This window comes from Agrobacterium sp. 6Ca8 (assembly GCF_055382765.1).
This window is the reverse complement of the sequence record NZ_AP026434.1, coordinates 19,515-45,207: the sequence shown is the minus strand read 5'-3', so window position 1 is coordinate 45,207 and position 25,693 is coordinate 19,515. Positions and strand designations below refer to the sequence as shown.

Sequence of the window (25,693 nt, the reverse complement as noted above, 5' to 3'; positions counted from 1 at the left end):
AGGTCGGCGGCGGCGGAAGGTCAAAGAAAAAATTGCCGGAACCGTCGGTTAAAGCAGTCGCGGTTCCGGCGAATAGGACAGAAGAAGAAGGGACGTTATTGCTTCTGCCACGGAGCATGTCTCCGATGACGGATATTTATGGCTCTCAAACTGAACGATGCTGGAACCGGATGTTCAGCGATGGTTCATCTTGTTGTCGCCCTTTCCGCTTTAATGCGCCCCCTTGACGGAGCGCCAAGCCATTCCCATCTCATTCATGCGGCCGCCAGAACGGGGCCGCGCCATATGTCCGGCCGTCGCCAGAACGGGACGCCGGATCAACCGCAAACAGTCGCTTCATAAGGAGGACACCATGCGTCACGTCGATTTTTCCCCCCTCTATCGCTCCACCGTTGGTTTCGACCGTCTTTTTTCGATGCTCGACGGCCTCGGCCAGCCCGAACAGGCCCAGTCCTATCCGCCCTATAACATCGAGCGGACGGGTGAAAACGCCTATCGTATAACCATGGCGGTTGCCGGTTTCGATGAAACGGAACTAAGCATAGAATCCCGTGCCAATACGCTGACGGTGAAAGCCGAGAAGGCTGCAGATGAGAAGTCGTCTGAAGGCGAGTTCCTGTATCGCGGCATTGCCACGCGCGCTTTCGAACGCCGCTTCCAGATGGCCGATCATGTCGAAGTCCAGACCGCTTCCCTGAAGAATGGCCTGCTTCACATCGATCTCGTCCGCAATATTCCGGAAGCCATGAAACCGCGCCGTATCGCGATCTCCTCCGACAGCGCAGATGCGCCGAAGACGATCGAAGCACAGATCACGCCGGCCCAGGTCAACTAAGCCGATCCGGATATCAAACGAACGGCCCCGTTAAGGGGCCGTTTTTGTTTGCCGAAAATTCATCCCTCAGCGGGTGGATACTGCCGCGCCTTCCGCAGCGACAGTTTCCGTTATCGCTGCTTTTTCATGGGCCTTGCGGGCATAACGCTGGGCCAGCACTGCGCAGACCATCAGCTGAATCTGATGGAAGAGCATGATTGGCAATACGATTGCGCCGATGCTCTGGCCGGCGAAGATCGCTCCTGCCATGGGCACGCCGCTGGCAAGGCTCTTCTTCGACCCGCAGAAGGTGATGGTGATTTCATCCGCCTTGTCGAAACCGAGCGCCCGGCTGCCGAACATCGTCACGCAGAGAACAAGCGCCAGAAGAACAATATTGATGCCGATGACAACGCCGATATCGCGCACGGAAAACGTCTGCCATATGCCTTCGATAACTGCTTCGGAGAAGGCAAGATAGACCACCATCAGGATGGAACCGCGATCGACCGGCGACAGCAATTTCTTGCGTGCCCTGATCCAGTCACCGATCCACGGCTGCAGCACCTGGCCGGCGATGAAGGGCAAGAGCAGTTGCAGGAAGATTTGCAGGAACGCATCCAGCGAAAATCCACCACCATGGCCACCGACCGTGAACAGCAGCCCGACCAGCAGCGGCGTCAGCACCATACCGAAAATATTCGAGGCGGAGGCTGAACAGATCGCGGCAGGCACGTTTCCGCCTGCCATGGATGTGAAGGCGATGGACGATTGCACCGTCGAAGGCAGGACGCAGAGAAACAGCACACCCATATAAAGCGGTGCCGGCAGAATGCTCTCGGGAATGAAAGCGATCGCCACGCCCAGCAACGGGAAAAGGCCGAAGGTGACGAGAAGGATCGCCATGTGCAGGCGCCAGTGCAAGATACCCGCAATCACCACATCCCGCGACAGCCGCGCGCCGTGGAGAAAAAACAGCAATGCGATTGCCAGTTTCGTGGCAAGCCCGAAATACACCGCTGGCTGTCCGCTGATCGGCAAAAGGGAAGCCAGGATCACGGTGGCCACCAGCATCATGGTGAAACGGTCAGGCAGGAAGCGGGTCATGGGAGGTCTTTCCGACATCGGTTTTTCTTGAAATATCCCATACTATCGCTCATCATGAATTCGGATGCAAAGACTAACAGTTATCACGATATGAGATAAATGCTGAACCTTCAACATCTTGCCAGCTTCGTGATGCTTCAGCAAACCGGCAGCTTCACGCTGGCTGCCGAGCGGCTGGGTATCGGCCAATCCACCGTCAGCCAGCATATTCAGCGGCTTGAGGCGGCACTTGGCCGTCGGTTGATTGCGCGCAGCACCCATCAGGTGAAGCTGACGGGCGAAGGCGAGGCGCTGCTCGGTTATGCCCGCAATATGCTGGAGATCGACAGCAGGGTTTCATCGCTATTCAGCGAAAACCGCCTGCGCGGGCGCTTAAGGCTCGGCGTTTCCGAGGATTTCGTCGCCAGCCGGCTCACCGCCATTCTGGAAGAATTCATCCGCCTGTATCCCTTGGTCGATCTGGAGCTGACGGTGTCGCTGAGCGGCGTGCTTTACCAGATGCAGGATAATGGCGAGTTGGACGTCGTGCTCGCGAAACGTCGACTCGGTGATAAGCTCGGCCACTTCCTGTACCGCGAACCTCTGGTATGGCTCGCGCGTGACCCGGAGCGAATGCTGAGCCAACCGGACGCCCTGCCGTTGATCGCCTTTCCGCCGCCAAGCATTACTCGAAAGGCGGCACAGGAAGCGCTGGATCGGGCAGGTCTCGCGTGGCGGATCGTCTGCACCTGCGGCAGCCTTAGCGGACTGACCGCTGCCGCAAGGGCAGGCATGGGGATCCTCGTGCAACCGCGCAGCATGGCGCCAGCCGGCCTCAGGGAGATTGCGGCTGATGTGCTGCCGGCGCTCGAAGACGTGGAATTCGTGCTTCAGCCAAGTAAGGGCGCGGACACAAAACTGGTGCGCGCCCTTTCCGATCTGGTATCCAGCAAGAGCATCGCACCGGGCAGTTTTGCGTAAAAAAGACGCTTGCTTGCGTCAATCTTCCCGTTTCGAGAGGCAGCGGCCAACACTATCACGCCACCCCGCGATGGCGCTCTTACGCTCAGTCTCATCCATATCTGGCAGAAAACGGCGATCCCGTTTCCAATGGGCAGCAAAGGCCTCCCGGTCCGGCCAGATGCCGGCGCGCGATGCTGCGAGCCATGCCGCACCGAGAATGGTGGTTTCCAGGAATACCGGCCGGTCGACCGGTGCAGCGAGAATGTCCGCCAGCCGCTGCATGGTCCAATCCGAGGCAACCATGCCGCCATCGACCCGGAGCACCGTCTTGCCATTGTCGCCCGCCCAGTCGTTGCGCATGGCGTCCAGAAGATCGAAGGTCTGATAGGCGACACTTTCGAGAGCCGCACGGGCAAACTCCGCAGGGCCGGTGCCACGCGTCAGGCCGAAAATCGCGCCCCGCGCTTCGGCATCCCAATAGGGCGCGCCAAGGCCGGTGAAGGCCGGCACGAGATAGACCCGCTGCTTGGGATCAGCCTTTTCGGCAAGCGCGCTGACTTCAGACGCGACCGATATGAAACCGAGCTCGTCACGCAGCCATTGCACGGCGGCGCCGGCAATGAAGATCGAGCCTTCGAGCGCATAGGTCGTCACGCCATCGAGGCGATAGGCAATGGTCGTCAGCAACCGGTTTGTCGAGGCGACCCGGTCGGTGCCGGTATTGAGAAGCGCAAAGCAGCCGGTGCCATAGGTCGATTTCATCATGCCGGGTTCGAAGCAGGCGTTACCGATAACGGCAGCCTGCTGATCACCGGCGACGCCGAGGATCGGAATTTCCGCACCCAGAAGCGCCTTGTCCGTTACGCCGAAATCGGCTGCGCAATCAAGCACCTCCGGCAGCATGGCGCTGGGAATGTCGAGGATGGACAGCAATTCGTCATCCCAGGCATTGTCCTCGATATTGTAGATCAGCGTTCGCGAGGCATTGGTGGCGTCGGTCACATGGCGGCGACCGCCGGTGAGGCGATAGATCAGGAAACTGTCGACCGTGCCGAAGCAGATTTCGCCCTTCACGGCTTTTTCGCGAAGGCCGCTGACGCTGTCGAGAAGCCATTTCAGCTTCGTGCCGGAAAAGTAGGGGTCGAGCAGCAGACCGGTCTTTTTCGAAAAGAGCGGCTCCAGCCCCCTTCGTTTCAGATCCTCGCAAATTGGTGCAGCACGGCGATCCTGCCAGACAACGGCCCGATGCACGGCCTCACCCGTATTACGGTCCCACAGCACGGTCGTTTCGCGCTGGTTGGTGATGCCGATCGCCTCGATATCGGAAGCGGAGATACCGGCATCGGCAAGCGCCAGCCGGATTGTTTCAAGCACGCTTTTCCAGATATCCTCGGCATCGTGTTCGACCCAGCCGGAGGCCGGGAAATGCTGCGGAAATTCTCGCTGGCCGACACCGATGACCCGCATGTCGCGATCAAAGACCATCGACCTTGTCGATGTCGTCCCCTGATCGATCGCCAGAATATAACCGCCCATTATGTCACTCCCTTTCAAACGCAATGACGGGGCGGCAAAGCCGCCCCGGTTTAAGATTTCACGCAGACATTACTTCTGCCAGCTTTTGACCAGCTCGTCGTAATTGACGGTGACCGGCTTTTCCTTTTCGTTGGCAATCTTCAGCTGCGGTGCCAGATTGCCCTTCGAAACGGCGTCCTTGTTCCAGTAGTCGATATCGTGTTCTTCCGCCAGTTTTGGGCCGATATCGCCCTGCACACCGGCGCGCTCGATACGGGCCATGACTTTTTCCTGCTCGGCGCAGAGCGAGTCCATTGCGGCTTGAGCGGTTTTGGCACCCGAAGATGCATCGCCAATTGCCTGCCACCAGAGCTGTGCCAGCTTCGGATAGTCAGGCACGTTGGTGCCGGTTGGCGACCATTGCACGCGAGCGGGCGAGCGATAGAACTCGATCAGACCACCAAGCTTGGCGGCCCGGTCCGTAAAGCTCTTGTGATGGATGGTGGTATCGCGAATGAAGGTCAGACCAACATGGCTTTTCTTCACATCCACGGTCTTGGAAGTTACGAACTGCGCATAAAGCCATGCGGCCTTGGCGCGATCGTCAGGGGTGGATTTCATCAGCGTCCACGAACCCACGTCCTGATAACCGAGCTTCATGCCGTCCTTCCAATAGACGCCATGCGGGGAAGGTGCGACGCGCCATTTCGGCGAACCGTCCTCGTTTACGACAGGCAGGCCGGGCTTGGCCATATCGGCAGTGAAGGCTGTGTACCAGAAGATCTGCTGGGCAATGTTACCCTGCGCCGGCACCGGACCGGATTCGGAGAAGGTCATGCCCTGCGCTTCTGGCGGCGCAAATTTCTTCAGCCATTCGAGATATTTCTCGATGGAATAGACCGACGCCGGACCGTTGGTATCGCCGCCGCGTGCCACGCACGAGCCGACCGGCTGCGACTTGTCGTTGACCTTGATGCCCCATTCATCGACAGGCAGGCCGTTTGGCAGGCCCTTGTCGCCGTTGCCGGCCATGGAAAGCCAGGCATCGGTGAAGCGCCAGCCAAGCGACGGGTCCTTCTTGCCATAGTCCATATGGCCAAAGACCTTCTTGCCGCCGACATCACGGCCGGTGAAGAATTCGGCAATATCCTCATAGGCCGACCAGTTTACGGGCACACCAAGGTCGTAGCCGTATTTGGCCTTGAAATCGGCCTTGTTCTTGTCGTCGTTGAACCAGTCGTAGCGGAACCAGTACAGGTTCGCGAATTGCTGGTCGGGAAGCTGGTAGAGCTTCTTGTCCGGTGCCGTCGTAAAGGCGCTGCCGATGAAGTCCTTGAGATCCAGGCCGGGATTGGTGACGTCCTTGCCCTCATTGGCCATGAAATCCGTGAGGTTGCGCACCTGCTGGTAACGCCAATGCGTGCCGATGAGGTCGCTGTCATTCACCCAACCGTCATAGAGGTTCTGGCCGGTCTGCATTTGGGTCTGAATCTTTTCGACGACGTCACCTTCCTGGATGATGTCGTGCGTGACCTTGATGCCGGTAATAGCGGTAAACGCCGGTGCCAGGACCTTCGATTCATATTCATGTGTTGTCAGGGATTCGGAAACGACCTTGATGTCCATGCCAGCAAAAGGTTTCGCGGCATCGATAAACCATTGCAGTTCCTTTTCCTGATCTGCACGCGAAAGCGACGACATATCGCCGATTTCCTTGTCCAAAAATTGCTTTGCCTCCTCCATTCCGGCGAAAGCGGAACCTGTCATTGCCAGCAGCATGGCTGCCGTCGTCGTCATCAGATGCCGTCGCATATCAGTCCTCCCAAGGGTTGCGATTGCACGAAGTCTGCCGGGTGCGGTTTTCCTCCGCCGCACCGTTCTTCCTACTCTAGACGAAACGGAAAACGCCAATTGCGTAAACCGCCGATAGAGCGAGAGCCCACCACAGGTTCGGGCCGACCAGCCCGAGCCATGCAAGATGAATGAAAGCGCTGCCGAGCAGCGAAATGAACAACCTGTCGCCACGCGTTGTCTCGAAACGCAGCAGGCCGAAGCGGGGGTTGCCGCCGGGCGAGAGCTGTTCCCAGAACCACATCCCAACCAGCAACACGGCGATGGCACCGAAAAACGCGGCCGTCTGCCAGGTCCATGCCATCCAGGTAAAATCGGGCATCTTCGTCATGTCAAACCCTCCCCAGCGCAAAGCCCTTGGCGATGTAATTGCGAACAAACCAGATCACCAGCGCACCGGGAATGAGCGTCAGCACGCCGGCGGCGGCAAGCAGGCCCCAGTCCATGCCGGCGGCAGAAACGGTTCTCGTCATGGTCGCGGCAATCGGCTTGGCGTCGGTCGTCGTCAGCGTGCGGGCGATCAGAAGCTCGACCCACGAGAACATGAAGCTGAAGAAACAGGCGACACCGATGCCGGAGGCAATGAGCGGCATGAAAATCTTCACGAAGAATTTCGGGAAGGAATAGCCGTCAATATAGGCGGTCTCGTCGATTTCCTTCGGTACACCCGACATGAAACCTTCGAGAATCCACACCGCCAGCGGCACGTTGAACAGGCAATGCGCCAGCGCCACGGCAATATGCGTGTCGATCAGCCCGAAAGCGGAATAGAGCTGGAAGAAGGGCAGCGCGAAGACGGCAGGTGGCGCCATGCGGTTGGTCAAAAGCCAGAAGAACAGGTGCTTGTCGCCCAGGAAGCGGTAACGCGAGAAGGCATAGGCCGCCGGGAGTGCCGCCGAGACCGAGATCACCATGTTCATGACGACGTAGATGATCGAGTTGATGTAACCCGAATACCAGGATGAATCCGTGAAAATCGTCCGGTAATTCTGCAACGTCGGCTGGTGCGGATAAAGCGTCATCGACGAGACAATTTCCGTGTTCGTCTTGAAGCTCATATTGATAAGCCAGTAGATCGGCACGAGCAGCAGGATGATGTAGATCGTCGGCACCAGCCAGGAAAAGCGCGATGGCCCATGGCGGCGGCGCGATCGTGAATTCGCAGCAAGGCCCGATATTCTCGCCGAACTGGCTCTTACCGGTGGATTGCCGATACCGTTGAGTTCCACGCTTGTGGTGACATCAGAGGCGCTCATGTCTCAAGTCTCCGCGTCGTGGCTGGTCATCACGGTGTAGAACACCCAGGACAACAGCAGGATGATGAGGAAGTAGATCAGCGACATGGCCGCCGCGGGACCCAGATCGAACTGGCCGAGCGCTACCTTGACGAGATCGATGGACAGGAAGGTGGTGGAATTTCCGGGGCCGCCGCCGGTGACGACGAAAGGCTCGGTATAGATCATGAAGCTGTCCATGAAGCGCAGCAGGAACGCGATCAGCAGCACCCGCTTCATCTTCGGCAACTGAATGAACCGGAAAACCGCAAAACGCGATGCGCCATCGATCCTTGCTGCCTGATAATAGGCATCCGGAATGGAGACGAGGCTGGCGTAGCACAGGAGGACGACGAGGCTTGTCCAGTGCCACACATCCATGATGACGACGGTGATCCATGCGTCGACGGGATCGTTGACGTAGTTGTAATCAAGCCCAAGCTGATTGGCGTAATAACCCAGCAACCCGATATCGCTGCGACCGAACACCTGCCAGATTGTGCCTACCACATTCCATGGCACCAAAAGCGGCAGCGCCATGGTGACGAGGCAGACCGGCACGCCGATGCCGGATTTGGGCATCTTGAGCGCGATGAATATGCCGAGCGGAATTTCAATCGCCAATATGATGCCGGAAAATACCAGATTGCGTCCGAGCGCGTTCCAGAAACGGTCGGAGCCAAGAATTTCCTGAAACCATTGGGTTCCCGCCCAGAAGAACTGGTTGTTGCCGAAGGTATCCTGCACCGAATAATTCACGACCGTCATCAGCGGGATGACGGCGGAAAAGGCGACCAGCACCAGAACCGGCAGCACCATGAACCACGCTTTGTTGTTCCAGGTCTTTTCCATGGTCAGGCCCCCATCTTCACACGCCAGGAATCGGCAAAGACACCGATAGCGGCCGGATCGAAGCGAACACCCGCTTCTGCCGGAATGTCCTCCTCCTCCGGAACGACAATCGCAAGCTTTTGGCCGGCGAACCGGGCGCGAACGATCTTTTGCCGGCCGATATCCTCGACCTTGTCGACGGTGATGGGCATGCCACCCCGCTCCAGCCGAACGAATTCCGGGCGGATGCCGATTTCGATCCGCTTCGATCCATCCACCACCGGCACGCCGGCAAGCGGAACGCCAAGGCCGCCGACAACCGCCGTTGCGCCATCGATGCTGGCAGGCATCACATTCATGCCGGGCGAACCGATGAAGTAACCGACGAACGTATGTCCCGGGCGTTCGAAAAGCTCGGCGGGTGTGCCGATCTGGACGATCTGTCCGTCATACATGACCACCACCTTGTCGGCGAAAGTCAGCGCTTCGGTCTGGTCGTGCGTGACGTAGACCATGGTGAAACCGGACTGGCGGTGGAGGCGCTTCAACTGTGAGCGCAGCACCCATTTCATATGCGGATCGATCACCGTCAGCGGCTCGTCGAAGAGGATGGCATTGACGTCGGATCGCACCAACCCGCGCGCCAGCGAAATTTTCTGCTTCTGGTCCGCCGTAAGTCCGCGCGCGTGGCGTTTGGCCATGCCGGAAAGATCGGTCATCTCGAGAATTTCCCGCACACGGCGGTCGACTTCGGCTTCCGGCACTTGCCGGTTGCGCAGCGGAAAAGCCAGATTGTCATAGACTGTCATCGTGTCGTAAACGACCGGGAACTGGAATACCTGGGCGATGTTGCGATCTTCGGTGGAAAGATCGGTGACATCCGTTCCGTCAAAGGCGATGCGACCTTCCGAGGGGCGCAGCAAGCCGGAAATGATGTTGAGCAACGTGGTCTTGCCGCAGCCGGAAGGGCCAAGCAGCGCATAGGCACCGCCATCCTCCCATTCGTGATGAACTTCCTTCAGGGCATAATCACCTGCCGCCTGCGCCTTGGCGTTGTAAGCGTGGCGAATATGATCGAGCGTGATGCGTGCCATGATCGATCTCCCCTTAAGCCGCTTCGCCGATGGCGTGGCCGTGCGTATCGAAAGCCATCAGGTGCCGCGTATCGAGAAACAGTTCGATCTCCGTGTCCGGCTCGATGTCGTGAATGCCCTGCGCCAGCATCACCCAACGCTGGCCAGAAAATTCCACATGTACGAAGCTTTCCGATCCGGCGATCTCCGAGATCAGTGTCCGCGCCCGGATGGATTGCGCCGCCTGCCCCTTTTGCTGTGGGAAAAGATGATGTGGCTGGAAGGCAATGGTCACTGGACCGTCAGGCATGGCAGCAAGATGCGCCGGCACCGGCACAACCGCATGGCCGGCGCGCGTGAAGGCGCCGCCCGTCTTGATGACCTCGATGGTGTTGAGTGGCGGATCGGCAAAGATTTTCGCGGTTACGATATCCACCGGACGCCTGTAAACCTCGATCGTGCGGCTGAATTGCGTTACCTTGCCCTCGTTCAGCGTCGCGGTATTGCCACCAAGCAGCAGAGCTTCGGAGGGTTCCGTCGTGGCGTAAACAAAGATTGCACCGGATTCCGCAAAGATACGCGGCAATTCCTCACGCAACTCCTCACGCAGCTTGTAGTCGAGATTTGCGAGCGGCTCGTCGAGGAGCACCAGATTGGCGTTTTTGACGATGGCGCGGGCAAGTGCCGTGCGTTGTTGCTGGCCACCGGAGAGGTTGAGAGGCGTACGATCTAGATAGGGCGTCAGCCTCAGAAGCTCGGCGGCCTTCCTCACCTCCTTGTCGATCGTTGCCTTGTCCTTGCCGGCAACGCGCATCGGCGAGGCGATGTTTTCATAAACGCTGAGCGCCGGATAATTGATGAACTGCTGATAGACCATGGCGACGTTGCGCTTCTGAACCGGCCAGCCCGTCACGTCCTCCCCATTAAAGAGAATCGTACCGCCACTTGGCTTGTCCAGCCCGGCCATCAGCCGCATGAGTGTCGTCTTGCCCGAAAGTGTCGGTCCAAGCAGGACGTTCAGGCTTCCGCGCTGCAACGTCAGATCGGTCGGGTGAATATGATATTCACCGCCGGCCATCTTCGAGACGTTTCGCAATTCAAGCATGGTGATCCAAAGCCTCCTCCGCTTTTTGATCGGATCGTCAGATTGCCTTCAAGCGTCCACCTGCAATGTCATCGATATAATCCTCCAGCCCGCGCACCTCTTCTTGGGTAAAGAAAAGCCCCTGCTTGGTGCGGCGCCACAGAATATCCTCCGCCGTCAGCGCCCATTCCCGGGCCATCAGCCAGCGCACCTCGGCCTCATAAAGCGTGCCGCCGAAATGCCGTCCCAGCCCTGCCATGTCCCCGGCATTGCCAATAATCGACGCGGCGTCCGTTCCGTAGCAGCGGATGAGCCGCTTCGCATGCCTCTCATCGAGGAACGGATAACGCGACCGCAGGGCCGTGACCTCTCCCGCATAAGCCTCGGCACCGAAATTTCCGCCCGGCAAATGTGAACCGGCCGTCCACGGCGAGCCCTTTTCACCCAGCGCATCACCGATTTTTTCAAGAGCATGTTCGGCAAGCCGCCGATAGGTGGTGAGCTTGCCACCGAAGATATTGAGAAGCGGAGCTTCGCCTTCAGCTCCTTCGGTTTTCAGCACATAATCGCGGGTTGCCTCCTGCGCTTTCGATGCGCCGTCGTCAAACAGCGGCCGCACGCCGGAATAGGTCCAGACGATATCGGCCGACGTCACCGGTTCAGCGAAATATTCGCTCGCCGCGCTGCAAAGATAGCTGATCTCCTCGTCGCTGATCTTAACAGCCCGGGGGTCGGCGGTATAGTCGCGATCCGTCGTGCCGATCAGGGTAAAATCCTGCTCATAAGGGATGGCGAAGATGATGCGCCCGTCCGGGTTCTGGAAAAAATAGGCGCGCGGATCGGAAAACTTCTTGCGCACGATGATGTGGCTGCCCTGCACGAGGCGGACATTGTGGACATTGTTTTTACCGAATGTCGCGGCCAGAACCTTGTCCACCCAGGGGCCGGCCGCATTTACCAGCATGCGCGCCCGGTAGGTCGCGGTTTCTCCGGCACCATTTTTCGTTTCGACCCGCCAGAAGGCGCCTTCGCGGCGTGCCGAAACGACCTGCGTGCGGTTGAGGATCAAGGCGCCGCGATCGGCGGCATCGCGGGCGTTCAGCACCACAAGACGGGCATCGTCCACCCAGCCGTCAGAATATTCGAAAGCCCGGGCAAAAATCGGCTTCAGCGGTTTCCCTGCGGGATCACGGCGCAGATCGAGCGAGCGGGTGGCGGGCAAAAGCTTGCGGCCGCCGAGATGGTCATAAAGAAAAAGCCCGAGACGCACGAGCCAGGCCGGGCGCACGCCGCCCTTCTGGAATGGCAGAACAAAGCGCATGGGCCAGATGATGTGCGGCGCCATGGCCCACAACACCTCGCGCTCCATCAGCGCTTCTCGCACCAGACGAAATTCGTAATGTTCGAGATAACGCAAACCGCCATGAATGAGCTTTGTGGCGGCCGAAGAGGTGCCGGAGGCAAAATCGTTCATTTCCGCAAGCGCAACGGAATAACCCCTGCCGACAGCGTCACGCGCGATGCCGCAGCCGTTAATGCCGCCGCCGATCACGAAAACATCGTGGATTGCCTCGTCAGACATGGACCCTCCCGCGCTTTCATCGACGCTCTCCTCATCGATATATTGAAAGCACGGACATCTAATTTGAAGACAAAACGAATGTCAAACGAAATTCCAGGGCAGTTCGGATCAAGACTCCCCAACCTCGGTTTCAATCAACCTGACGTCATGATCGGCACAGATGGATCGGATCGAATCGACCGGACAATGATCGGTAATGAAGGTGTGCACCTGTGAAAGATGGCCGATGCGCACCGGCGCCGTCCGCTCGAACTTCAGTGAATCCGATACAAGAATGACGTGGCGAGCGTTGGACATGATCGCCTGGGCAACCTTGACCTCGCGAAAGTCGAAATCCAGCAAAGCGCCGTCTTCATCGATTGCAGAAACGCCGATGACGGCGAAATCGACCTTGAACTGGCGGATAAAATCCACTGCGGCCTCACCGACGATGCCGCCATCGGAACCGCGCACGACGCCGCCAGCGATCACCACCTCGATGCCCGGAAAAACCCGTAACCTATTGGCAACATTAATATTGTTGGTGATGACCATCAGCTCGTGATGATCCGCCAGCGCTTCGCCCACCGCCTCGGTCGTCGTACCTATATTGATGAAAAGCGAGGAGTTGTTGGGGATGAGGGCAGCCGCAGCGGCGCCGATCGCCTGCTTTTCGGAGGAGGCGATCGCACGGCGTGCCTCGTATTTGACGTTTTCGTTGCCGCTCGGAAAAAGTGCGCCGCCATGGATGCGCGTCAGCACCCGCGTATCGCAGAGATCGTTGAGGTCCTTGCGGATCGTCTGTGGCGTTACCGAAAACCGCGTGGCCAGCTCGTCCACCAGCACACGCCCGCTTGCTTTCGCCAGCGCAACGATTTCATCCTGACGCGGTGTGAGCATCATTTCACCCTCCCTCCTCTTTCAATTTTTTCGTTTTATTGAAGAGCGAACGAAAAACCAATGTCAAGGGACGGTTTTGTGGCGCCGATCAGGTCCACTTGCGGAGGTATGCGAAAAAACGTATCCGCACGGACCAGCAAGATTATTAGCCGGCTTTCTGAATTGACATCGGGACCGGCTCCGGCAGGCCGATTTCGGAAAACGCAGAGATTGCAGCACCAAACGCATCACCGATGCCGATCAGTATAGGCTCGTTCACGCCCAGTCGCTCAACCGCCGCAGCCAGTTGCACGAGCGAACCACACCAGCGCTGCTCATTTTCGCGGCTGACGGAAATCATGATCGCGACGGGCGTCGAGGCCGGCATACCATGCGCCAGAAGGGCTTCCTCGATGCTGGTAGCGGTTCGCCCGCCCATGTAAAAAACCGTGGTCACAGAAGGGTTCGACAGCGACTGCCAGTCGATATTCTCCGGCAGCTTGCCCTGTCTGGAGTGTCCGGTGACGAAGCGGACCGACTGGGCGTGATCGCGGTGGGTGAGGGAAACGCCGAGCCGCGAAGCCATGGCGCTTGCCGCGGTGATGCCGGGTACGATTTCGACCGGGATATTTTCAGCCTCCAGCGCCGCGATCTCCTCGCCGGCGCGTCCGAAAATCATCGGATCGCCGGATTTCAGCCGCACCACCCTTTTGCCGGCCTTGGCAAGGCGGATCATCATGTCGTTAATATCTTCCTGCTTGCAGCTTTCCCGGCCGCCGCGCTTGCCAACCAGCATGCGCTTCGCCTCCCGCCGCGCCAGTTCCAGCACCTGGGATGAAACCAGATCGTCAAACAGAATGACATCCGCCGCCTGCAGGGCGCGTACCGCTTTCAGCGTCAGCAGCTCGGCATCGCCCGGTCCGGCACCGACCAGCGTCACAAGGCCACGTCCCGATCCTCTCCGACCGGCCTGCGTGCCGATGTCTGTCAGCAGCCTTTCTTCGCTGCCCTCATCCAGCCTTTCGGTAAACGCCCGGTCGACAAATTTCTCCCAGAATGATCGCCGCGCCGTGCCGGGCGCGAGGCGTATATTGACCCGCTCTCGGATGGTTTGGGCAAGCGCCCCCCAATCCTTGAGAGCGTGCGGCAGCAAAGTCTCGATGCGCCGGCGAATGGCCTGCGCCAGAATGGGTGCGGCGCCATCGGTGGAGATCGACACCACCACCGGCGTACGATTGACGATGGAGCCAAACTGGAACTGGCAGAATTCCGGCTTGTCGATGACATTGACAGGCACGCCGGCTGAGCGCGCGGCATTGTAAAATCTTTCCGCCTCTTCGTCGGTTTCACAATCCGCCAGCGCCAGTTCCGCGCCTTTGAAACTATCCGGACCCCAGGAACGGTCATGCCATGTCAGCATCTGGTTTGTCGAGACGAGCGCGGCAAAGCATTCCGAAAGCTCGCTTTCCTCGCAATAGAGATGAAGTTCCGCCCCGCAGGCAAGCAGCAGTTCCGCTTTCCATGCGGCCCCATCCGATCCGCCCGCCAGCACCACGCGCTTGCCCTCAAGCCCCCAGAAGACCGGCAACTTGGCGAGCTTCTCCATGCGGTTCGGTTCATTCCGCTGCGGTTTTAAGGCATCCATCGATGATCCCCCTGATCTCGGCGCGGCAGGAGCCGCAATTGGTTCCGGCATTCAACGCAGCACCTATGGCTTCGACGCTGTGGCAGCCATTGCGGATCGCGGCCGTGATCTGGTTGACCCCGACATTGAAGCAGGAGCAGACCGTCGCCCCCGGATCGGCGCGACCGGCACCGGGACGCCCGGCAACCAGCGCAAAACGCATGCGCAAATCCTCATGGCGTTCGTTCAGCTGTGAAATCGCCCAGTTGCGGGCAACGGCCACCGGCTCTCTGGCGACGAACAGCGCTGCCAGCAGGGTATCGCCGTCGAAGAAAGCAAGCCGCAGATCGCCCGTTTGCCGGTCACTGTAACCCAGAGGCTCAACCCTGATATCGATTCCGAAAACCTGTCGCGCCCAGAGCGTCCAGTCCTGCGGCTGTTCCTCGAAGGCAAGCTCCATGCGGTAGCCGCCATCCGCCTTCGCAACTGCCCAATAGGCGCAGCCCGGCGCATCAGGCCGGGTGCGGGAGATCGCAAATCCATAGGCTTTCGCTACAAAACGTCGTGCACTCACGCCGACATTCTTCGAAGCGGGCTGGCCGGAATGCGGGTCCGTGACCGCTGGCACGAGCATATCGATGCGGGCCTGCGAGGCGAACTGGTCGTTCCAGTGCATCGGCGCAAACACAGCTCCCCGCGCCTGCCTCTCGCTGACCAGAGCCCGCAGCAGGACCTTGCCGTGCGGGCTTTCAAGCTCCACCAGATCGGCGCTTTCGATGCCCAGCAACTGTGCATCGCGCGGGTGAAGTTCGGCAAAGGGTTCGGCGATATGGGCAGTGAGCCGCGGGCTTTTGCCAGTGCGGGTCATGGTGTGCCATTGGTCGCGGATACGGCCGGTGTTCAGCGTCAGCGGGTAGTCCGCCGATGTCCTGCCGGTCTCCGGCAGTGCCGTGGCGATGAAGCGGGCCTTGCTATCCGCATGGAAAAAGCGGCCATCCGCGAAAAAGCGGGTCGTGGCGGCTTCACCGGGTTCGGCTTTTGGCCATTGAAACGGTGTCATCGTATTGTAGGAATCACGGTCGATCCCGCCAATATCGAAATCGCGGCTTCCGGCGTTCTCGAAGCCGGAGAGAGCGGCATGCTCGGCGAAAACCTCAGAAGGTTGCCGGTAGCCGAAGGCGGCGTCAAAACCCATGCGCCGTCCAACTTCGGCGAATTGCCACCAGTCGGCCTTTGCTTCGCCGGGCGCGTCAAGAAAACCGCGCTGGCGGGAAATACGTCGTTCGGAATTGGTGACCGTGCCGTCCTTTTCACCCCAGCCGAGCGATGGCAACAGCACATGTGCGTGGCGGGCGGTATCGGTCTTGGCGATGACATCGGACACCACGACAAAGGGACAGGCCTTGATCGCCGCCTCGACGGCGCTGGCATCCGGCATGGAAACGACGGGGTTGGTGGCCATGATCCACAGCGCCTTGATGCGGCCATCGGCAACCGCCTGGAACATATCCACGGCCTTGAGGCCAGGCTTCTGCGCAATCGCCGGCGAGGCCCAGAAGCGCTGCACGCGATCGCGGTCTTCAGCGTTCTCGATCGCCATATGGGCCGCCAGCATATTGGCAAGCCCGCCCACCTCGCGTCCCCCCATGGCGTTGGGTTGGCCGGTCAGCGAAAACGGCCCCATGCCCGGCCGGCCGATGCGGCCTGTGGCGAGGTGGCAATTGATGATGGCGTTGACCTTGTCGGTGCCGCTTTGCGACTGGTTGACGCCCTGACTGTAGCAGGTGACGGTTTTTTGCGTGCGTTCGAACAATTCGTAAAAGGAAATCAGTTCCGCGATTGTCAGACCGGTCTTATCGGCAATCTCCGGCAGGCTGTGCCCGGTCGCTGCCTGCATCGCGGCATCGAGGCCTACAGTGTGGTTTCCAACATAAGCATTATCGAACGCGGAACTGCCGGAAAGATGGGCCAGAAGACCGGTAAACAGGGCCACATCCCCATCCGGGCGGATGGCGAGGTGCATATCGGCAATATCTGCGCTCATCGTCCGGCGCGGATCGATGACCACCACCTTCATGTCCGGCCGCGCCGCCTTTGCGGCAGCAAGCCGTTGATAGAGGACGGGATGACACCAGGCGAGATTGGATCCGGTGAGGATTACCAGATCGGCAAGCTCCATATCCTCATAGGTGCCGGGCACCGTATCGGCCCCGAAGGCGCGGCGATGGCCGGCGACCGAAGACGACATGCAAAGCCTTGAATTCGTATCGATATTGGCAGATCCGATGAAACCCTTCATCAGCTTGTTGGCGAGGTAATAATCCTCCGTCAGCAATTGGCCGGAAACGTAAAACGCAACCGAATCCGGGCCGTGCTCGGAAATGGCCTCGGAAAATCTTGAAGCAACGAGTTGAAGCGCTTCGTCCCATGCCACCCGCTTTCCGTGGATTTCGGGATGGAGCAGCCGTCCGTCGAGGTCGATGGTCTCGGCCAGAGCCGAACCCTTGGAACACAGCCGACCGAAATTGGCTGGGTGGTCCGGATCGCCTTTGACGGAAACGATGCCGTCATCGGCAACGGTGGCGATGACGCCGCAGCCGACACCGCAGTAGGGACAGGTGGTTTTCGTTTCAATGGACATGGGTTTGCCCCCTGAACAAGTGGCGTTTACCCCCTTCTGCCCTGCCGGACATCTGCCCCTCAAAAGGGTAGATCAATTGCGGCACCGGCTCTATTTCACAGCTTGCGTCTCCGACAACAGAGATGAAGCGAGAAGCGTGCCACTTGTCGATCTTGCCCCTCGAGGGGGAGATGTCCGGCAGGACAGAGGGGAGTATCGTCGGCAACATCTGATATCACTCCGCCGCAATCATCAAAGTTTCGAGCGCAATCGAAAGCCGCCCGTCGAGATTGCGGAGAGGAATGGTCCTCACCTCCCCCTCATCCGCCCCCAACGCCTTGCCGGTCTCCAGTGAAATGACCCAATTGTGCAAAGGACATGTCACCGAAGCCCCGTGCACGATGCCCTGAGACAGCGGGCCGCCTTTGTGCGGGCAATGATCCTCGATGGCGAAGACCTGATTTTCAGCCGTGCGAAACACGGCGATCTTGCCCATAGGCGTTTTCACGCAGCGCGCGCCGCGCAGCGGGATGTCGGAAATGTCGCCAATATCGATCCAGTTGCTGTCCATCGTTCTCACTCCGCTGCCTCGTTGAAACCGATTGCCGCCATCGGCCTGAATTCGTGCTTGTCGTGGCCGGACACACGTTCCGACCAAGGATCGACCTGCGCGAATTTCTGGCTGAAGACGAAGCGGTCAAAATAGGCCCGGCGCTTGTCGGCATCGTCCATGATCTGGCGGCGGACTTCGTCGTAACCGATGCGCTTGGCCCATTTATAGATGCGCTCGAGGTAGCGCGCCTGCTCGCGGTACATCTGGGTCAACGCCACGATATGCTCCAGCGCCTCATCCTCGGTATGGACGAGGCCCAGCACTTCCGTACCCTTGATATCGAGACCAGCGGCACCGGCGAAGTGGATTTCGAAACCGGAATCGACGCAGATGACGCCGATATCCTTGCATGTCGCCTCAGCGCAGTTTCGCGGACAGCCGGAAACGGCAAGCTTCAGCTTGGCGGGCGTCCATGAGCCCCACATGAATTTTTCGATGCGGATGCCGAGGCCGGTGGAATCCTGCGTGCCGAAGCGGCACCATTGTTCTCCAACGCAGGTCTTCACGGTGCGAAGCCCCTTGGCATAGGCTTGGCCGGAAATGAAACCGGCCTTGCCGAGATCGGCCCAGACCGCCGGCAAATCCTCCTTCTCGATGCCGAGAAGATCGATGCGTTGCCCGCCTGTCACCTTCACCATCGGGATTTCGAACTTGTCGACCACATCCGCAATTGCCCGCAGTTCGGAGGAAGATGTGACACCGCCCCACATGCGCGGAACGACGGAATAGGTGCCGTCCTTCTGGATATTGGCATGGACGCGCTCATTGATATAACGCGACTGGTAGTCGTCGGCATATTCGTCGGGAAAATCGCAGACGAGATAGTAGTTGAGCGCCGGTCTGCACTTGGCGCAGCCGCAGGAGGTCTTCCATTCCAGTTCCTGCATCACGGCGGGAATGGTCTTCAGGCCCTTGGCCTTGATGAGACGGCGCACATCATCGTGGCCGAGATCGGTGCATTTGCACATGGGCTGCACGGCAGCGGGATTGTAGCTGTCGCCAAGCGTCAGCGTCATCAGCTGTTCGACAAGACCGGTGCAATTGCCGCAGGAGGCGGATGCCTTGGTATGGGCGCGCACATCATCCAGCGAGGTCAGCCCCTTCGAGGTGATGACCGAGGTGATCTTGCCCTTGCAGACGCCGTTGCAGCCGCAGATTTCCGCATCATCCGGCAAGGCTGCAACGGCCGCCATAGGGTCCAGCGGGGACCCTCCCTGATAGGCCTGGCCGAAGATCAGGGTTTCGCGCATGGCGGAAATGTCGGTCGATTTCTTCATCAGGTCGAAGAACCACGAACCATCCGCCGTCTCGCCGTAAAGAACCGCGCCGATGATGCGATTTTCCTTGAGGATCAGGCGCTTGTAGACACCGGCGGTGGCATCGCGTAGCACGATTTCCTCGCGGTCGTCGCCCTCGGCAAAATCGCCGGCGGAAAACAGGTTGATGCCGGTGACCTTCAGTTTGGTATTGGTGACCGAACCATGATACTCGGCTGAACCGCCGCAAAGCCGGTCCGCCAGCACCCGCGCAGATTCATAAAGCGGCGCGACCAGCCCGTAGCACATGCCGCGATGCTCGGCGCATTCGCCAAGCGCATATATCGAGGCATCCGACGTCATCATGCCATCATCCACGACGATGCCGCGATTGACGGCGATGCCGGCTTCCTTGGCGAGACCCGAGGCTGGACGGATGCCGACCGCCATCACCACCATGTCGCCTTTAATGACGCGACCGTCTTCCAACTCGATGCCTTCGACCTTCTCCGCGCCGAGAATGCATTTGGTATTGGCCTTGGTGATGATGTCGATGCCGCGCTCGTTCAGCGCCTTTTCCAGAAGATAGGCCGCTGCCGGATCGAGCTGCCGCTCCATGATCGTCGGCATCAGATGGATGACGGTGACGTCCATTCCCTGGCGCTTCAGCCCATAAGCTGCTTCCAGACCCAGAAGGCCGGCGCCGATGACGATGGCGCGGCCCTTGCCTTCGGCGATTTCAAGCATCTTCGTGACATCGTCGAGATCGCGATAGGCGAGAACGCCCGGCAATTGATGGCCAGGGACGGGAATGATGAAGGGCAGGGAACCGGTGGCGATCACTAGCCTGTCGTAGGAAACGGTGATGCCGTTTTCGCTGGTTACGGTCTTGTTGTCGCGGTCGATGCCGGTGACCTTGGCGCCCTTGTGCAGCGTCACATTGTTGGCCGCGTACCATTCGTCATTGTGGATGACGATATCTTCATAGCTCTTTTCGCCTGAGAGTACTGGCGAGAGCATAATGCGGTCGTAATTGACGCGCGGCTCGGCGTTGAAAATGGTGACGTCGTATAGGCCGGGGGCGGTTTCGAAAAGGTTTTCCAGCATGCGCCCCGGCGCCATGCCATTGCCGATGATGACGAGTTTTTGCGCCATGGTGGTTACTCCGCAGCTTCGACGAAGCGGTGACGTTCGTAAAGGAACTTCAGCACGGCCTCGCGGCATTTGAGGTAGGTCTTGTCGGATGCAAGCTCGATGCGGTTGCGCGGGCGCGGCAGCGGCACGTCAAGCACTTCGCCGATATGGGCGGCGGGACCGTTGGTCATCATCACGATACGGTCGGACAGCAGCACCGCCTCATCCACATCGTGGGTGATCATGACCATGGTGTTGCCAAGCCGGGCGTGGATTTCCATCACGGCGTCCTGAAGGTGGGCGCGAGTCAGCGCATCCAGTGCGCCGAAAGGCTCGTCCAGCAGCAGGATTTTCGGCTCCATGGCGAGCGCCCGGGCAATGCCGACGCGCTGTTTCATGCCACCGGAAATTTCAGACGGTTTTTTGTCCTTGGCATGGGCCATCTGCACGAGATCCAGATTGCGCATGACCCAGTCGTGGCGTTCCGCTTTGGTCTTGGTACTGCTGAAGACCTTCGCGACGGCCAGGTTGACGTTTTCATAAACCGAAAGCCAGGGGAGCAGGCTGTGGTTCTGGAATACGACGGCGCGTTCCGGGCCAGGTTCGTTGACCTCACGGTTTTCCAGAAGCACGACGCCTGCTGAGACTTTGGTCAGCCCGGCGATGAGGTTGAGCATGGTGGACTTGCCGCAGCCGGAATGCCCGATGACCGAGACGAATTCGCCCTTGCCGATGGTCAGGTTGATGCCTTTCAGCACCTCGGCGCGCGAACCGCCCTTGTCGAAATATTTGTCGATATGATCGAGTTTCAGATAAGCGTTCATGATGGTCGCCCTTTTAGTTGGCCGCAGCGCCGCGGGTGATGACCTTGCCGAGCGCCGCTACCAGCTTGTCGAGCATGAAGCCGACAACGCCGATGTAAGCGAGCGCCACGATGATGTCGGGCAGGCGCGAGGAGTTCCACGCATCCCAGATGAAGAAGCCGATACCGACGCCGCCGGTCAGCATTTCCGCCGCCACGATGGCGAGCCAGGAGAGGCCGATGCCTATGCGCAGGCCGGTGAAGATGTAGGGGGCGGCCGACGGCAGCATGATCTTGAAGAAGAATTCGATCTGGTTGAGCCGCAGCACCTTCGCAACGTTGCGATAATCCTGCGGAATGTTGCGCACGCCGACCGCCGTATTGATGATGACGGGCCAGATGGAGGTGATGAAGATCACGAAAATGGCCGACGGATTGCTGTCCTGAAAGGCGGCAAGTGAAAGCGGCAGCCAGGCGAGCGGCGGCACGGTGCGCAGGACCTGAAAAATCGGGTCGAGGCCGCGCATGGCCCAGACCGACTGGCCGATGACCGCACCGAGAATGATGCCGGCGATGGCCGCAAGGCCGAAACCGTATGCCACGCGCTCCAGCGAGACCAGCACGCGCAAGCCGAGGCCGATATCCTGCGAACCATTATGGAAGAACGGCGATACGATGAGATCGTAGCTTTCCTCGAATACCTGGCTTGGCGGCGGCAGGGACGAGCCGGGGGCGGAACAGAGCACCTGCCAGACGCCCAGCAGAACGGCGAGGACGACAAATGGCGGTATGATATTGCGGGCCGCCGCAGCAACCAGTTTACGCAGATTGAACCGCGAGGGATGTTTGGGCGGAAGGGTCACGACGTTTGCCTTTTGTACCACCGGTTGCTGCGGCTGTTCCTTGAAATTTCGAGCCAATGCGGACATGGCGTTTCCTTTGGATTTCGGTTGCGGTCAGGATCTCGCCCCTCATCCGGCCTTTGGTGTCCATCTTTAAATGGCAACCCGGCGGAGGAGGGGCGACACCCGTGTCTCCTCCTCAGGAGGCTGCCTTGATGGAAAGACTTTCGAGATAGGCCGACGGGTTTTCCGGGTCGAAGACCTTGCCGTCGAAGAAGGTTTCCTTGCCGCGCGACGTGGAGGCGGGAATATCGGCAACACCGAGATCCTTTGCAGCGTCGCGCCAGATGTCCTCACGGTTCACCTTGGCAACCAGCGCCTTCACGTCCGTATCGGGTGCAAATTTACCCCAGCGGATGTTTTCCGTGATGAACCAGCTGTCGTGGCTGCGGAAGGGATAGGACGCGTGATCCTGCCAGAACTTCATCTGCAGACCGGTATTTTCCAGCACGCGGCCGTTGCCGTAATTGATATTGCCCTTGAGGCGGCCAAGAACGTCCTTCGGTGGCACGTTGAACCATTGGCGCTTGCCGAGGATCGTGGACATCTCCTCCTTGTTCGCCATCTCATCGCACCATTGCTGGGCCTCCATCACGGCCATCAGCAATGCCTTGGTGGCGTTGGGGTTCTTTTCCACCCAGTCGGCGCGCATGCCGAGCGCCTTCTCGGGATGCCCTTTCCAGAGTTCCCCGGTGGTACAGGCAGTGAAGCCGATGCCCTGATTGACGAGTTGCTCGTTCCAGGGTTCGCCCACACAGAAGACGTCCATATTGCCGACCTTCATGTTGGCGACCATCTGCGGCGGCGGAACGACGATGGTGGAGACGTCCTTGTCCGGGTCGATGCCGCCGGCGGCCAGCCAATAGCGGATCCACAGATCATGCGTGCCGCCGGGAAATGTCATGGCAGCCTTGATTTCCTTGCCTTCTGCCTTCTTCTTCTCGAAAGCCGCCTTCAGCTTGGACGCGTCGAGCTGAACGCCGGTTTCAGCATATTCCTTGGCGACGGAAATACCCTGGCTGTCGAGGTTGAGGCGGGCGATAAGCGCCATCGGCACAGGCACGTTGTTCTGCGTCACCTTGCCGGTATGCATGAGATAGGGCATCGGGGTCAGGATATGCGCGCCATCAATGCCGTTCGATGCGCCGCCGAGCACGAGATTGTCACGTGTCGCACCCCAGGATGCCTGTTTGAGAACCTCGACATCCGGCATGCCATGCTTGGCGAACAGTCCCTTTTCCGCCGCGATGATAAGCGGGGCGGCGTCGGTCAGCGCGATGAAGCCGATTTTCGCGCCCTTCACTTCCGGCTCAGCCGTGGCTGCGAAAGCGCCTGACGGAAAAGCGGTGCGCACGGCGGTAACAAGGGCTGCGGCGGCTGTCGTCTTCAGTATGGTGCGGCGGCTGACATCGCCCGAGAATATCTTTTTCATTCGCATCTTCCCCTTATTGGACCACCGCATGGGTGGCGCGTTCGCTTGCGAAAAAACCTGAAAATAAAAAAACGCCGCTCGGTGTTTGCGCCTTCGGAACGGGAGGTGTTCCGGGCAGCAAAACCTTGCGACGTCTATGTCTGTGAAAGCGCTTATGCCGCGCCCTGCTCGCCCCGATCGCCGTTGACCAGTGCAAAGACGAAGATGCAAGAGGCGTGCCAGTTTTACTTATGGAAGCTATCGCCTTGGAAAAAAAACGGAATTTCCGAGATTGAATCGGACGATTAAATTTTAATCAGTAGAAATTTTGTCTATGGTTTGCGCAAATGGATAAATTCCGCGCTTGAAATTTGCGCAGCTTGCCCGGCCGACCGCTGTCAGGCCTCGCCTTGGGAGATGGAAAACGGGGCAGAACTGCGCACGGAAAAGCCATTCACATAGCCAGCAATGTCTGCGGGATCGAAAACAAAACCGTCCACGAACCGGTCACCCGCCTCCTGCCCTTCGACTCGAATATCGGCATCATCGGGCGCATTGGCATCGCCCAGTGCCGCCCGATAAATATCTGGACGGTAAGCGGACAGGGTGGCCTCCACACCACCTTGCGAAAACTCCGTCTGCCCCCAGCGGATCATCTGGCTGTAAATCCACAATGCCTGGCTCTGGCGCGGATAATTGGCATGGCCGCCGTGGAAGAGGAAATATTTGTCGATGACCCGGCGGTTGCCCTGGCTGTCGATGTTGAATTCACCGGCAAGCACATGGCGGATGATGCTTTGCGGCGCACCGATATAACGCGGATCGGCAAGTGTCCTGCTCAGCTCATCGTGATTTTCCGCAAGGTCGCACCAACGTGCGGCGGCATCGAGCGCCGTCAGCAGCCGGCTGACCGTTTCCTGCTGGCTTTCGGCCCATTCAGGCCGCATCCCGATCACTTTTTCCGGCGCAGACGGCCACAAATCCTGCTTGGCAGCGACGATCCTGCCCACACCGCGCTCGGCGGCAACGATGTTCCACGGCGCACCGACACAGAAACCATCGATGGCGCCCGCCGCCAATGCATCCGACGTCAATGGCGGTGGTACGACCACCAGTTTGACGTCGTGATCGGGATGAATGCCACCAGCGGCGAGCCAATAGCGAAATTCGTAATTGTGCGAGGAAAACGGGTAGGTCATGCCGAGCGTCGGTGTAGCTTCGCCCCGCGCTCGCATGTCATCCAGCACCTGCTTTAAGGCCTTCGCATTTTCCAGCGCCCCCGCCGTTTCGGAAAGCCCCGTCAACGCCTTCATCCGGGCAAAAAGCCGCGTCGAAAGCGTTATCGCATTGCCGCCGCGCCCAAGTGAAAACGGCGTGATCGTCGGCGAAGGGTTGGAGCCGAGTCCGAGCATGGAGGCAACGGGCATCGGCGACAGCATATGGGCAATGTCGAATTGCCGGAATGCCAGCCGGTCGCGCACATTCGCCCAGGACACATCCTTGACGAGATCGAGCGTCAGGCCTTCGCGCTCGGCAAAGCCGAATTCCGCCGCAGCAATGAGGACGGACGCATCGACAAGAGGAATAAAACCTGCCCGCAGGATTTTTTGCCGGTCGCTGCCAACAATTGCCGGCGCGCCCGCTTTTGAACCGGCCGATTTTTCCTGTGCCGCCATATCATACACTCCTCGACTGTCCCGCCGGCGGGTTCGTTACATCAACAGACCGGCCGCGGTGACCACGCTTTGCGCGATCTCGGATATTTTCTTTTTCTCGTTCATCGCCGTTTGCCGCAGAAGCGCAAAAGCCTCCTCTTCGGACAGGCCACGCATTTTCATCAAAATGCCTTTGGCGCGCTCGATGACCTTGCGCTCCTCAAGCGCCGATTTTGCTTCGGCAAGTTCCTGTCGCAGACGGCTGAAAGCGTTGAAGCGGCTGACCGCCATATCGAGGATGGGTTTGACGCGCTCTTTCTTCAGCCCGTCAACGACATAGGCGGAAACACCGGCCTCAACGGCCGCCTCGATGGACGCGGTATCGGAGCGGTCGACAAACATGGCGATCGGCCGGCCGACCGTGCGTGTCAACTGAAACAGATGCTCCATCATGTCGCGGTTGGGATTTTCAAGGTCGATGAAGATGACATCGGGCTGCAGCGTCTCGATGGTCCGCGCCACGCCGTGCACCTCATGGATGACCGTCACGCGATGATACCCGGCCTCGCGCAGCCCCTCCTCGATGATCGAGGCGCGGATCGCGTTTTCGTCTATAACGAGAATGGTGAGGTCGCGAAGCGTCATGTCGGCATTGATGACGCACCGCAACAAACTTGGCAATCAGGCGCCGATATAAAAATGGAGCGGACGTGAAAGGGACGTTTTCATCCCGCTCCGCCTGATT

General features: G+C 59.2%; 21 protein-coding genes. 2 read left to right on the top strand and 19 right to left on the bottom strand.

Annotated elements, in window-relative coordinates; translation table 11 throughout:
• The first annotated feature begins 352 nt into the window (after positions 1-352).
• The gene (gene hspL / locus ACZ5A6_RS14375; protein ID WP_019564988.1) at positions 353-835 is read left to right on the top strand and encodes a heat shock protein HspL; all 483 of its coding nucleotides are present in this window, start codon (positions 353-355) and stop codon (positions 833-835) included.
• Positions 836-901: 66 nt separating this feature from the next.
• Here hspL and ACZ5A6_RS14370 read toward each other — a convergent pair whose 3' ends face one another.
• Positions 902-1,921, bottom strand: a complete 1,020-nt coding sequence (locus ACZ5A6_RS14370) for a bile acid:sodium symporter family protein (RefSeq protein WP_112291779.1) — start codon at positions 1,919-1,921, stop codon at positions 902-904.
• A gap of 99 nt (positions 1,922-2,020) precedes the next feature.
• Here ACZ5A6_RS14370 and ACZ5A6_RS14365 point away from each other — a divergent pair, with 99 nt between their 5' ends.
• A complete protein-coding gene (locus ACZ5A6_RS14365) occupies positions 2,021-2,881 on the top strand; it encodes a LysR substrate-binding domain-containing protein (protein ID WP_003511576.1) in 861 nt (286 codons plus the stop codon).
• Positions 2,882-2,899: 18 nt separating this feature from the next.
• On the opposite strand, the gene glpK is transcribed toward ACZ5A6_RS14365, so the two are convergent.
• From glpK to ACZ5A6_RS14275, 18 genes are all read right to left on the bottom strand, one after another.
• Positions 2,900-4,399, bottom strand: coding sequence for a glycerol kinase GlpK (glpK, locus tag ACZ5A6_RS14360; RefSeq protein ID WP_013761933.1), 1,500 nt, complete (start codon positions 4,397-4,399; stop codon positions 2,900-2,902).
• 69 nt (positions 4,400-4,468) lie between these two features.
• A complete protein-coding gene (locus tag ACZ5A6_RS14355) occupies positions 4,469-6,190 on the bottom strand; it encodes an ABC transporter substrate-binding protein (RefSeq protein WP_003511579.1) in 1,722 nt (573 codons plus the stop codon).
• 76 nt (positions 6,191-6,266) lie between these two features.
• Positions 6,267-6,560 carry a DUF2160 domain-containing protein gene (locus ACZ5A6_RS14350; protein WP_003511580.1) on the bottom strand — a complete coding sequence of 98 codons (294 nt, stop codon included), beginning with the start codon at positions 6,558-6,560 and terminating at the stop codon, positions 6,267-6,269.
• A 1-nt stretch (position 6,561) separates the two neighbouring features.
• The gene (locus tag ACZ5A6_RS14345; RefSeq protein ID WP_003511581.1) at positions 6,562-7,485 is read right to left on the bottom strand and encodes a carbohydrate ABC transporter permease; all 924 of its coding nucleotides are present in this window, start codon (positions 7,483-7,485) and stop codon (positions 6,562-6,564) included.
• 3 nt (positions 7,486-7,488) lie between these two features.
• Positions 7,489-8,355 (bottom strand): carbohydrate ABC transporter permease, encoded by an 867-nt coding sequence (locus ACZ5A6_RS14340; protein WP_003511582.1) that lies wholly within the window; start codon positions 8,353-8,355, stop codon positions 7,489-7,491.
• 2 nt (positions 8,356-8,357) lie between these two features.
• Positions 8,358-9,428, bottom strand: a complete 1,071-nt coding sequence (locus ACZ5A6_RS14335) for an ABC transporter ATP-binding protein (protein WP_013761936.1) — start codon at positions 9,426-9,428, stop codon at positions 8,358-8,360.
• 13 nt (positions 9,429-9,441) lie between these two features.
• Positions 9,442-10,512 (bottom strand): ABC transporter ATP-binding protein, encoded by a 1,071-nt coding sequence (locus ACZ5A6_RS14330; RefSeq protein ID WP_112291777.1) that lies wholly within the window; start codon positions 10,510-10,512, stop codon positions 9,442-9,444.
• A gap of 37 nt (positions 10,513-10,549) precedes the next feature.
• Positions 10,550-12,073 carry a glycerol-3-phosphate dehydrogenase gene (locus ACZ5A6_RS14325; protein WP_112291775.1) on the bottom strand — a complete coding sequence of 508 codons (1,524 nt, stop codon included), beginning with the start codon at positions 12,071-12,073 and terminating at the stop codon, positions 10,550-10,552.
• A gap of 108 nt (positions 12,074-12,181) precedes the next feature.
• A complete protein-coding gene (locus ACZ5A6_RS14320) occupies positions 12,182-12,955 on the bottom strand; it encodes a DeoR/GlpR family DNA-binding transcription regulator (protein ID WP_112291773.1) in 774 nt (257 codons plus the stop codon).
• Positions 12,956-13,097: 142 nt separating this feature from the next.
• Positions 13,098-14,576, bottom strand: a complete 1,479-nt coding sequence (gene cysG, locus ACZ5A6_RS14315) for a siroheme synthase CysG (protein ID WP_162696568.1) — start codon at positions 14,574-14,576, stop codon at positions 13,098-13,100.
• Positions 14,548-17,196, bottom strand: a complete 2,649-nt coding sequence (locus ACZ5A6_RS14310; RefSeq protein WP_112291771.1) for a nitrate reductase — start codon at positions 17,194-17,196, stop codon at positions 14,548-14,550. The genes cysG and ACZ5A6_RS14310 overlap by 29 nt, the downstream gene beginning before the upstream one ends.
• Before the next feature lie 214 nt (positions 17,197-17,410).
• On the bottom strand, positions 17,411-17,746 hold the full coding sequence (gene nirD, locus ACZ5A6_RS14305) for a nitrite reductase small subunit NirD (RefSeq protein WP_003511593.1): 336 nt from the start codon (positions 17,744-17,746) through the stop codon (positions 17,411-17,413).
• Between the two features lie 5 nt (positions 17,747-17,751).
• The gene (gene nirB / locus ACZ5A6_RS14300) at positions 17,752-20,199 is read right to left on the bottom strand and encodes a nitrite reductase large subunit NirB (protein WP_025595309.1); all 2,448 of its coding nucleotides are present in this window, start codon (positions 20,197-20,199) and stop codon (positions 17,752-17,754) included.
• 5 nt (positions 20,200-20,204) lie between these two features.
• Entirely contained in the window at positions 20,205-21,002 is a 798-nt protein-coding gene (locus tag ACZ5A6_RS14295; protein WP_003511595.1) for an ABC transporter ATP-binding protein, read from the bottom strand.
• 13 nt (positions 21,003-21,015) lie between these two features.
• Positions 21,016-21,909 (bottom strand): nitrate ABC transporter permease, encoded by an 894-nt coding sequence (gene ntrB / locus ACZ5A6_RS14290; RefSeq protein ID WP_065687979.1) that lies wholly within the window; start codon positions 21,907-21,909, stop codon positions 21,016-21,018.
• A 112-nt stretch (positions 21,910-22,021) separates the two neighbouring features.
• A complete protein-coding gene (locus ACZ5A6_RS14285) occupies positions 22,022-23,314 on the bottom strand; it encodes a CmpA/NrtA family ABC transporter substrate-binding protein (RefSeq protein WP_035199775.1) in 1,293 nt (430 codons plus the stop codon).
• Between the two features lie 377 nt (positions 23,315-23,691).
• A complete protein-coding gene (locus tag ACZ5A6_RS14280; protein WP_065687981.1) occupies positions 23,692-24,969 on the bottom strand; it encodes a CmpA/NrtA family ABC transporter substrate-binding protein in 1,278 nt (425 codons plus the stop codon).
• A 36-nt stretch (positions 24,970-25,005) separates the two neighbouring features.
• Entirely contained in the window at positions 25,006-25,593 is a 588-nt protein-coding gene (locus tag ACZ5A6_RS14275) for an ANTAR domain-containing response regulator (protein ID WP_013761946.1), read from the bottom strand.
• Positions 25,594-25,693: the final 100 nt, after the last annotated feature.

What these genes read in the sequence shown, in the direction of transcription:
- hspL (WP_019564988.1), top strand. Translation starts at nt 353, where the DNA reads ATGCGTCACGTCGATTTTTCCCCCCTCTATCGCTCCACCGTTGGTTTC.
- ACZ5A6_RS14335 (WP_013761936.1), bottom strand. Translation starts at nt 9,428, where the DNA reads ATGGCACGCATCACGCTCGATCATATTCGCCACGCTTACAACGCCAAG.
- ACZ5A6_RS14320 (WP_112291773.1), bottom strand. Translation starts at nt 12,955, where the DNA reads ATGATGCTCACACCGCGTCAGGATGAAATCGTTGCGCTGGCGAAAGCA.
- nirB (WP_025595309.1), bottom strand. Translation starts at nt 20,199, where the DNA reads ATGGCGCAAAAACTCGTCATCATCGGCAATGGCATGGCGCCGGGGCGC.
- ACZ5A6_RS14275 (WP_013761946.1), bottom strand. Translation starts at nt 25,593, where the DNA reads ATGACGCTTCGCGACCTCACCATTCTCGTTATAGACGAAAACGCGATC.
- ACZ5A6_RS14340 (WP_003511582.1), bottom strand. Translation starts at nt 8,355, where the DNA reads ATGGAAAAGACCTGGAACAACAAAGCGTGGTTCATGGTGCTGCCGGTT.
- cysG (WP_162696568.1), bottom strand. Translation starts at nt 14,576, where the DNA reads ATGGATGCCTTAAAACCGCAGCGGAATGAACCGAACCGCATGGAGAAG.
- ACZ5A6_RS14310 (WP_112291771.1), bottom strand. Translation starts at nt 17,196, where the DNA reads ATGTCCATTGAAACGAAAACCACCTGTCCCTACTGCGGTGTCGGCTGC.
- nirD (WP_003511593.1), bottom strand. Translation starts at nt 17,746, where the DNA reads ATGGACAGCAACTGGATCGATATTGGCGACATTTCCGACATCCCGCTG.
- ACZ5A6_RS14295 (WP_003511595.1), bottom strand. Translation starts at nt 21,002, where the DNA reads ATGAACGCTTATCTGAAACTCGATCATATCGACAAATATTTCGACAAG.
- ACZ5A6_RS14285 (WP_035199775.1), bottom strand. Translation starts at nt 23,314, where the DNA reads ATGAAAAAGATATTCTCGGGCGATGTCAGCCGCCGCACCATACTGAAG.
- ACZ5A6_RS14365 (WP_003511576.1), top strand. Translation starts at nt 2,021, where the DNA reads ATGCTGAACCTTCAACATCTTGCCAGCTTCGTGATGCTTCAGCAAACC.
- ACZ5A6_RS14280 (WP_065687981.1), bottom strand. Translation starts at nt 24,969, where the DNA reads ATGGCGGCACAGGAAAAATCGGCCGGTTCAAAAGCGGGCGCGCCGGCA.
- ACZ5A6_RS14350 (WP_003511580.1), bottom strand. Translation starts at nt 6,560, where the DNA reads ATGACGAAGATGCCCGATTTTACCTGGATGGCATGGACCTGGCAGACG.
- ACZ5A6_RS14355 (WP_003511579.1), bottom strand. Translation starts at nt 6,190, where the DNA reads ATGCGACGGCATCTGATGACGACGACGGCAGCCATGCTGCTGGCAATG.
- ACZ5A6_RS14370 (WP_112291779.1), bottom strand. Translation starts at nt 1,921, where the DNA reads ATGACCCGCTTCCTGCCTGACCGTTTCACCATGATGCTGGTGGCCACC.
- ACZ5A6_RS14325 (WP_112291775.1), bottom strand. Translation starts at nt 12,073, where the DNA reads ATGTCTGACGAGGCAATCCACGATGTTTTCGTGATCGGCGGCGGCATT.
- ACZ5A6_RS14345 (WP_003511581.1), bottom strand. Translation starts at nt 7,485, where the DNA reads ATGAGCGCCTCTGATGTCACCACAAGCGTGGAACTCAACGGTATCGGC.
- glpK (WP_013761933.1), bottom strand. Translation starts at nt 4,399, where the DNA reads ATGGGCGGTTATATTCTGGCGATCGATCAGGGGACGACATCGACAAGG.
- ntrB (WP_065687979.1), bottom strand. Translation starts at nt 21,909, where the DNA reads ATGTCCGCATTGGCTCGAAATTTCAAGGAACAGCCGCAGCAACCGGTG.
- ACZ5A6_RS14330 (WP_112291777.1), bottom strand. Translation starts at nt 10,512, where the DNA reads ATGCTTGAATTGCGAAACGTCTCGAAGATGGCCGGCGGTGAATATCAT.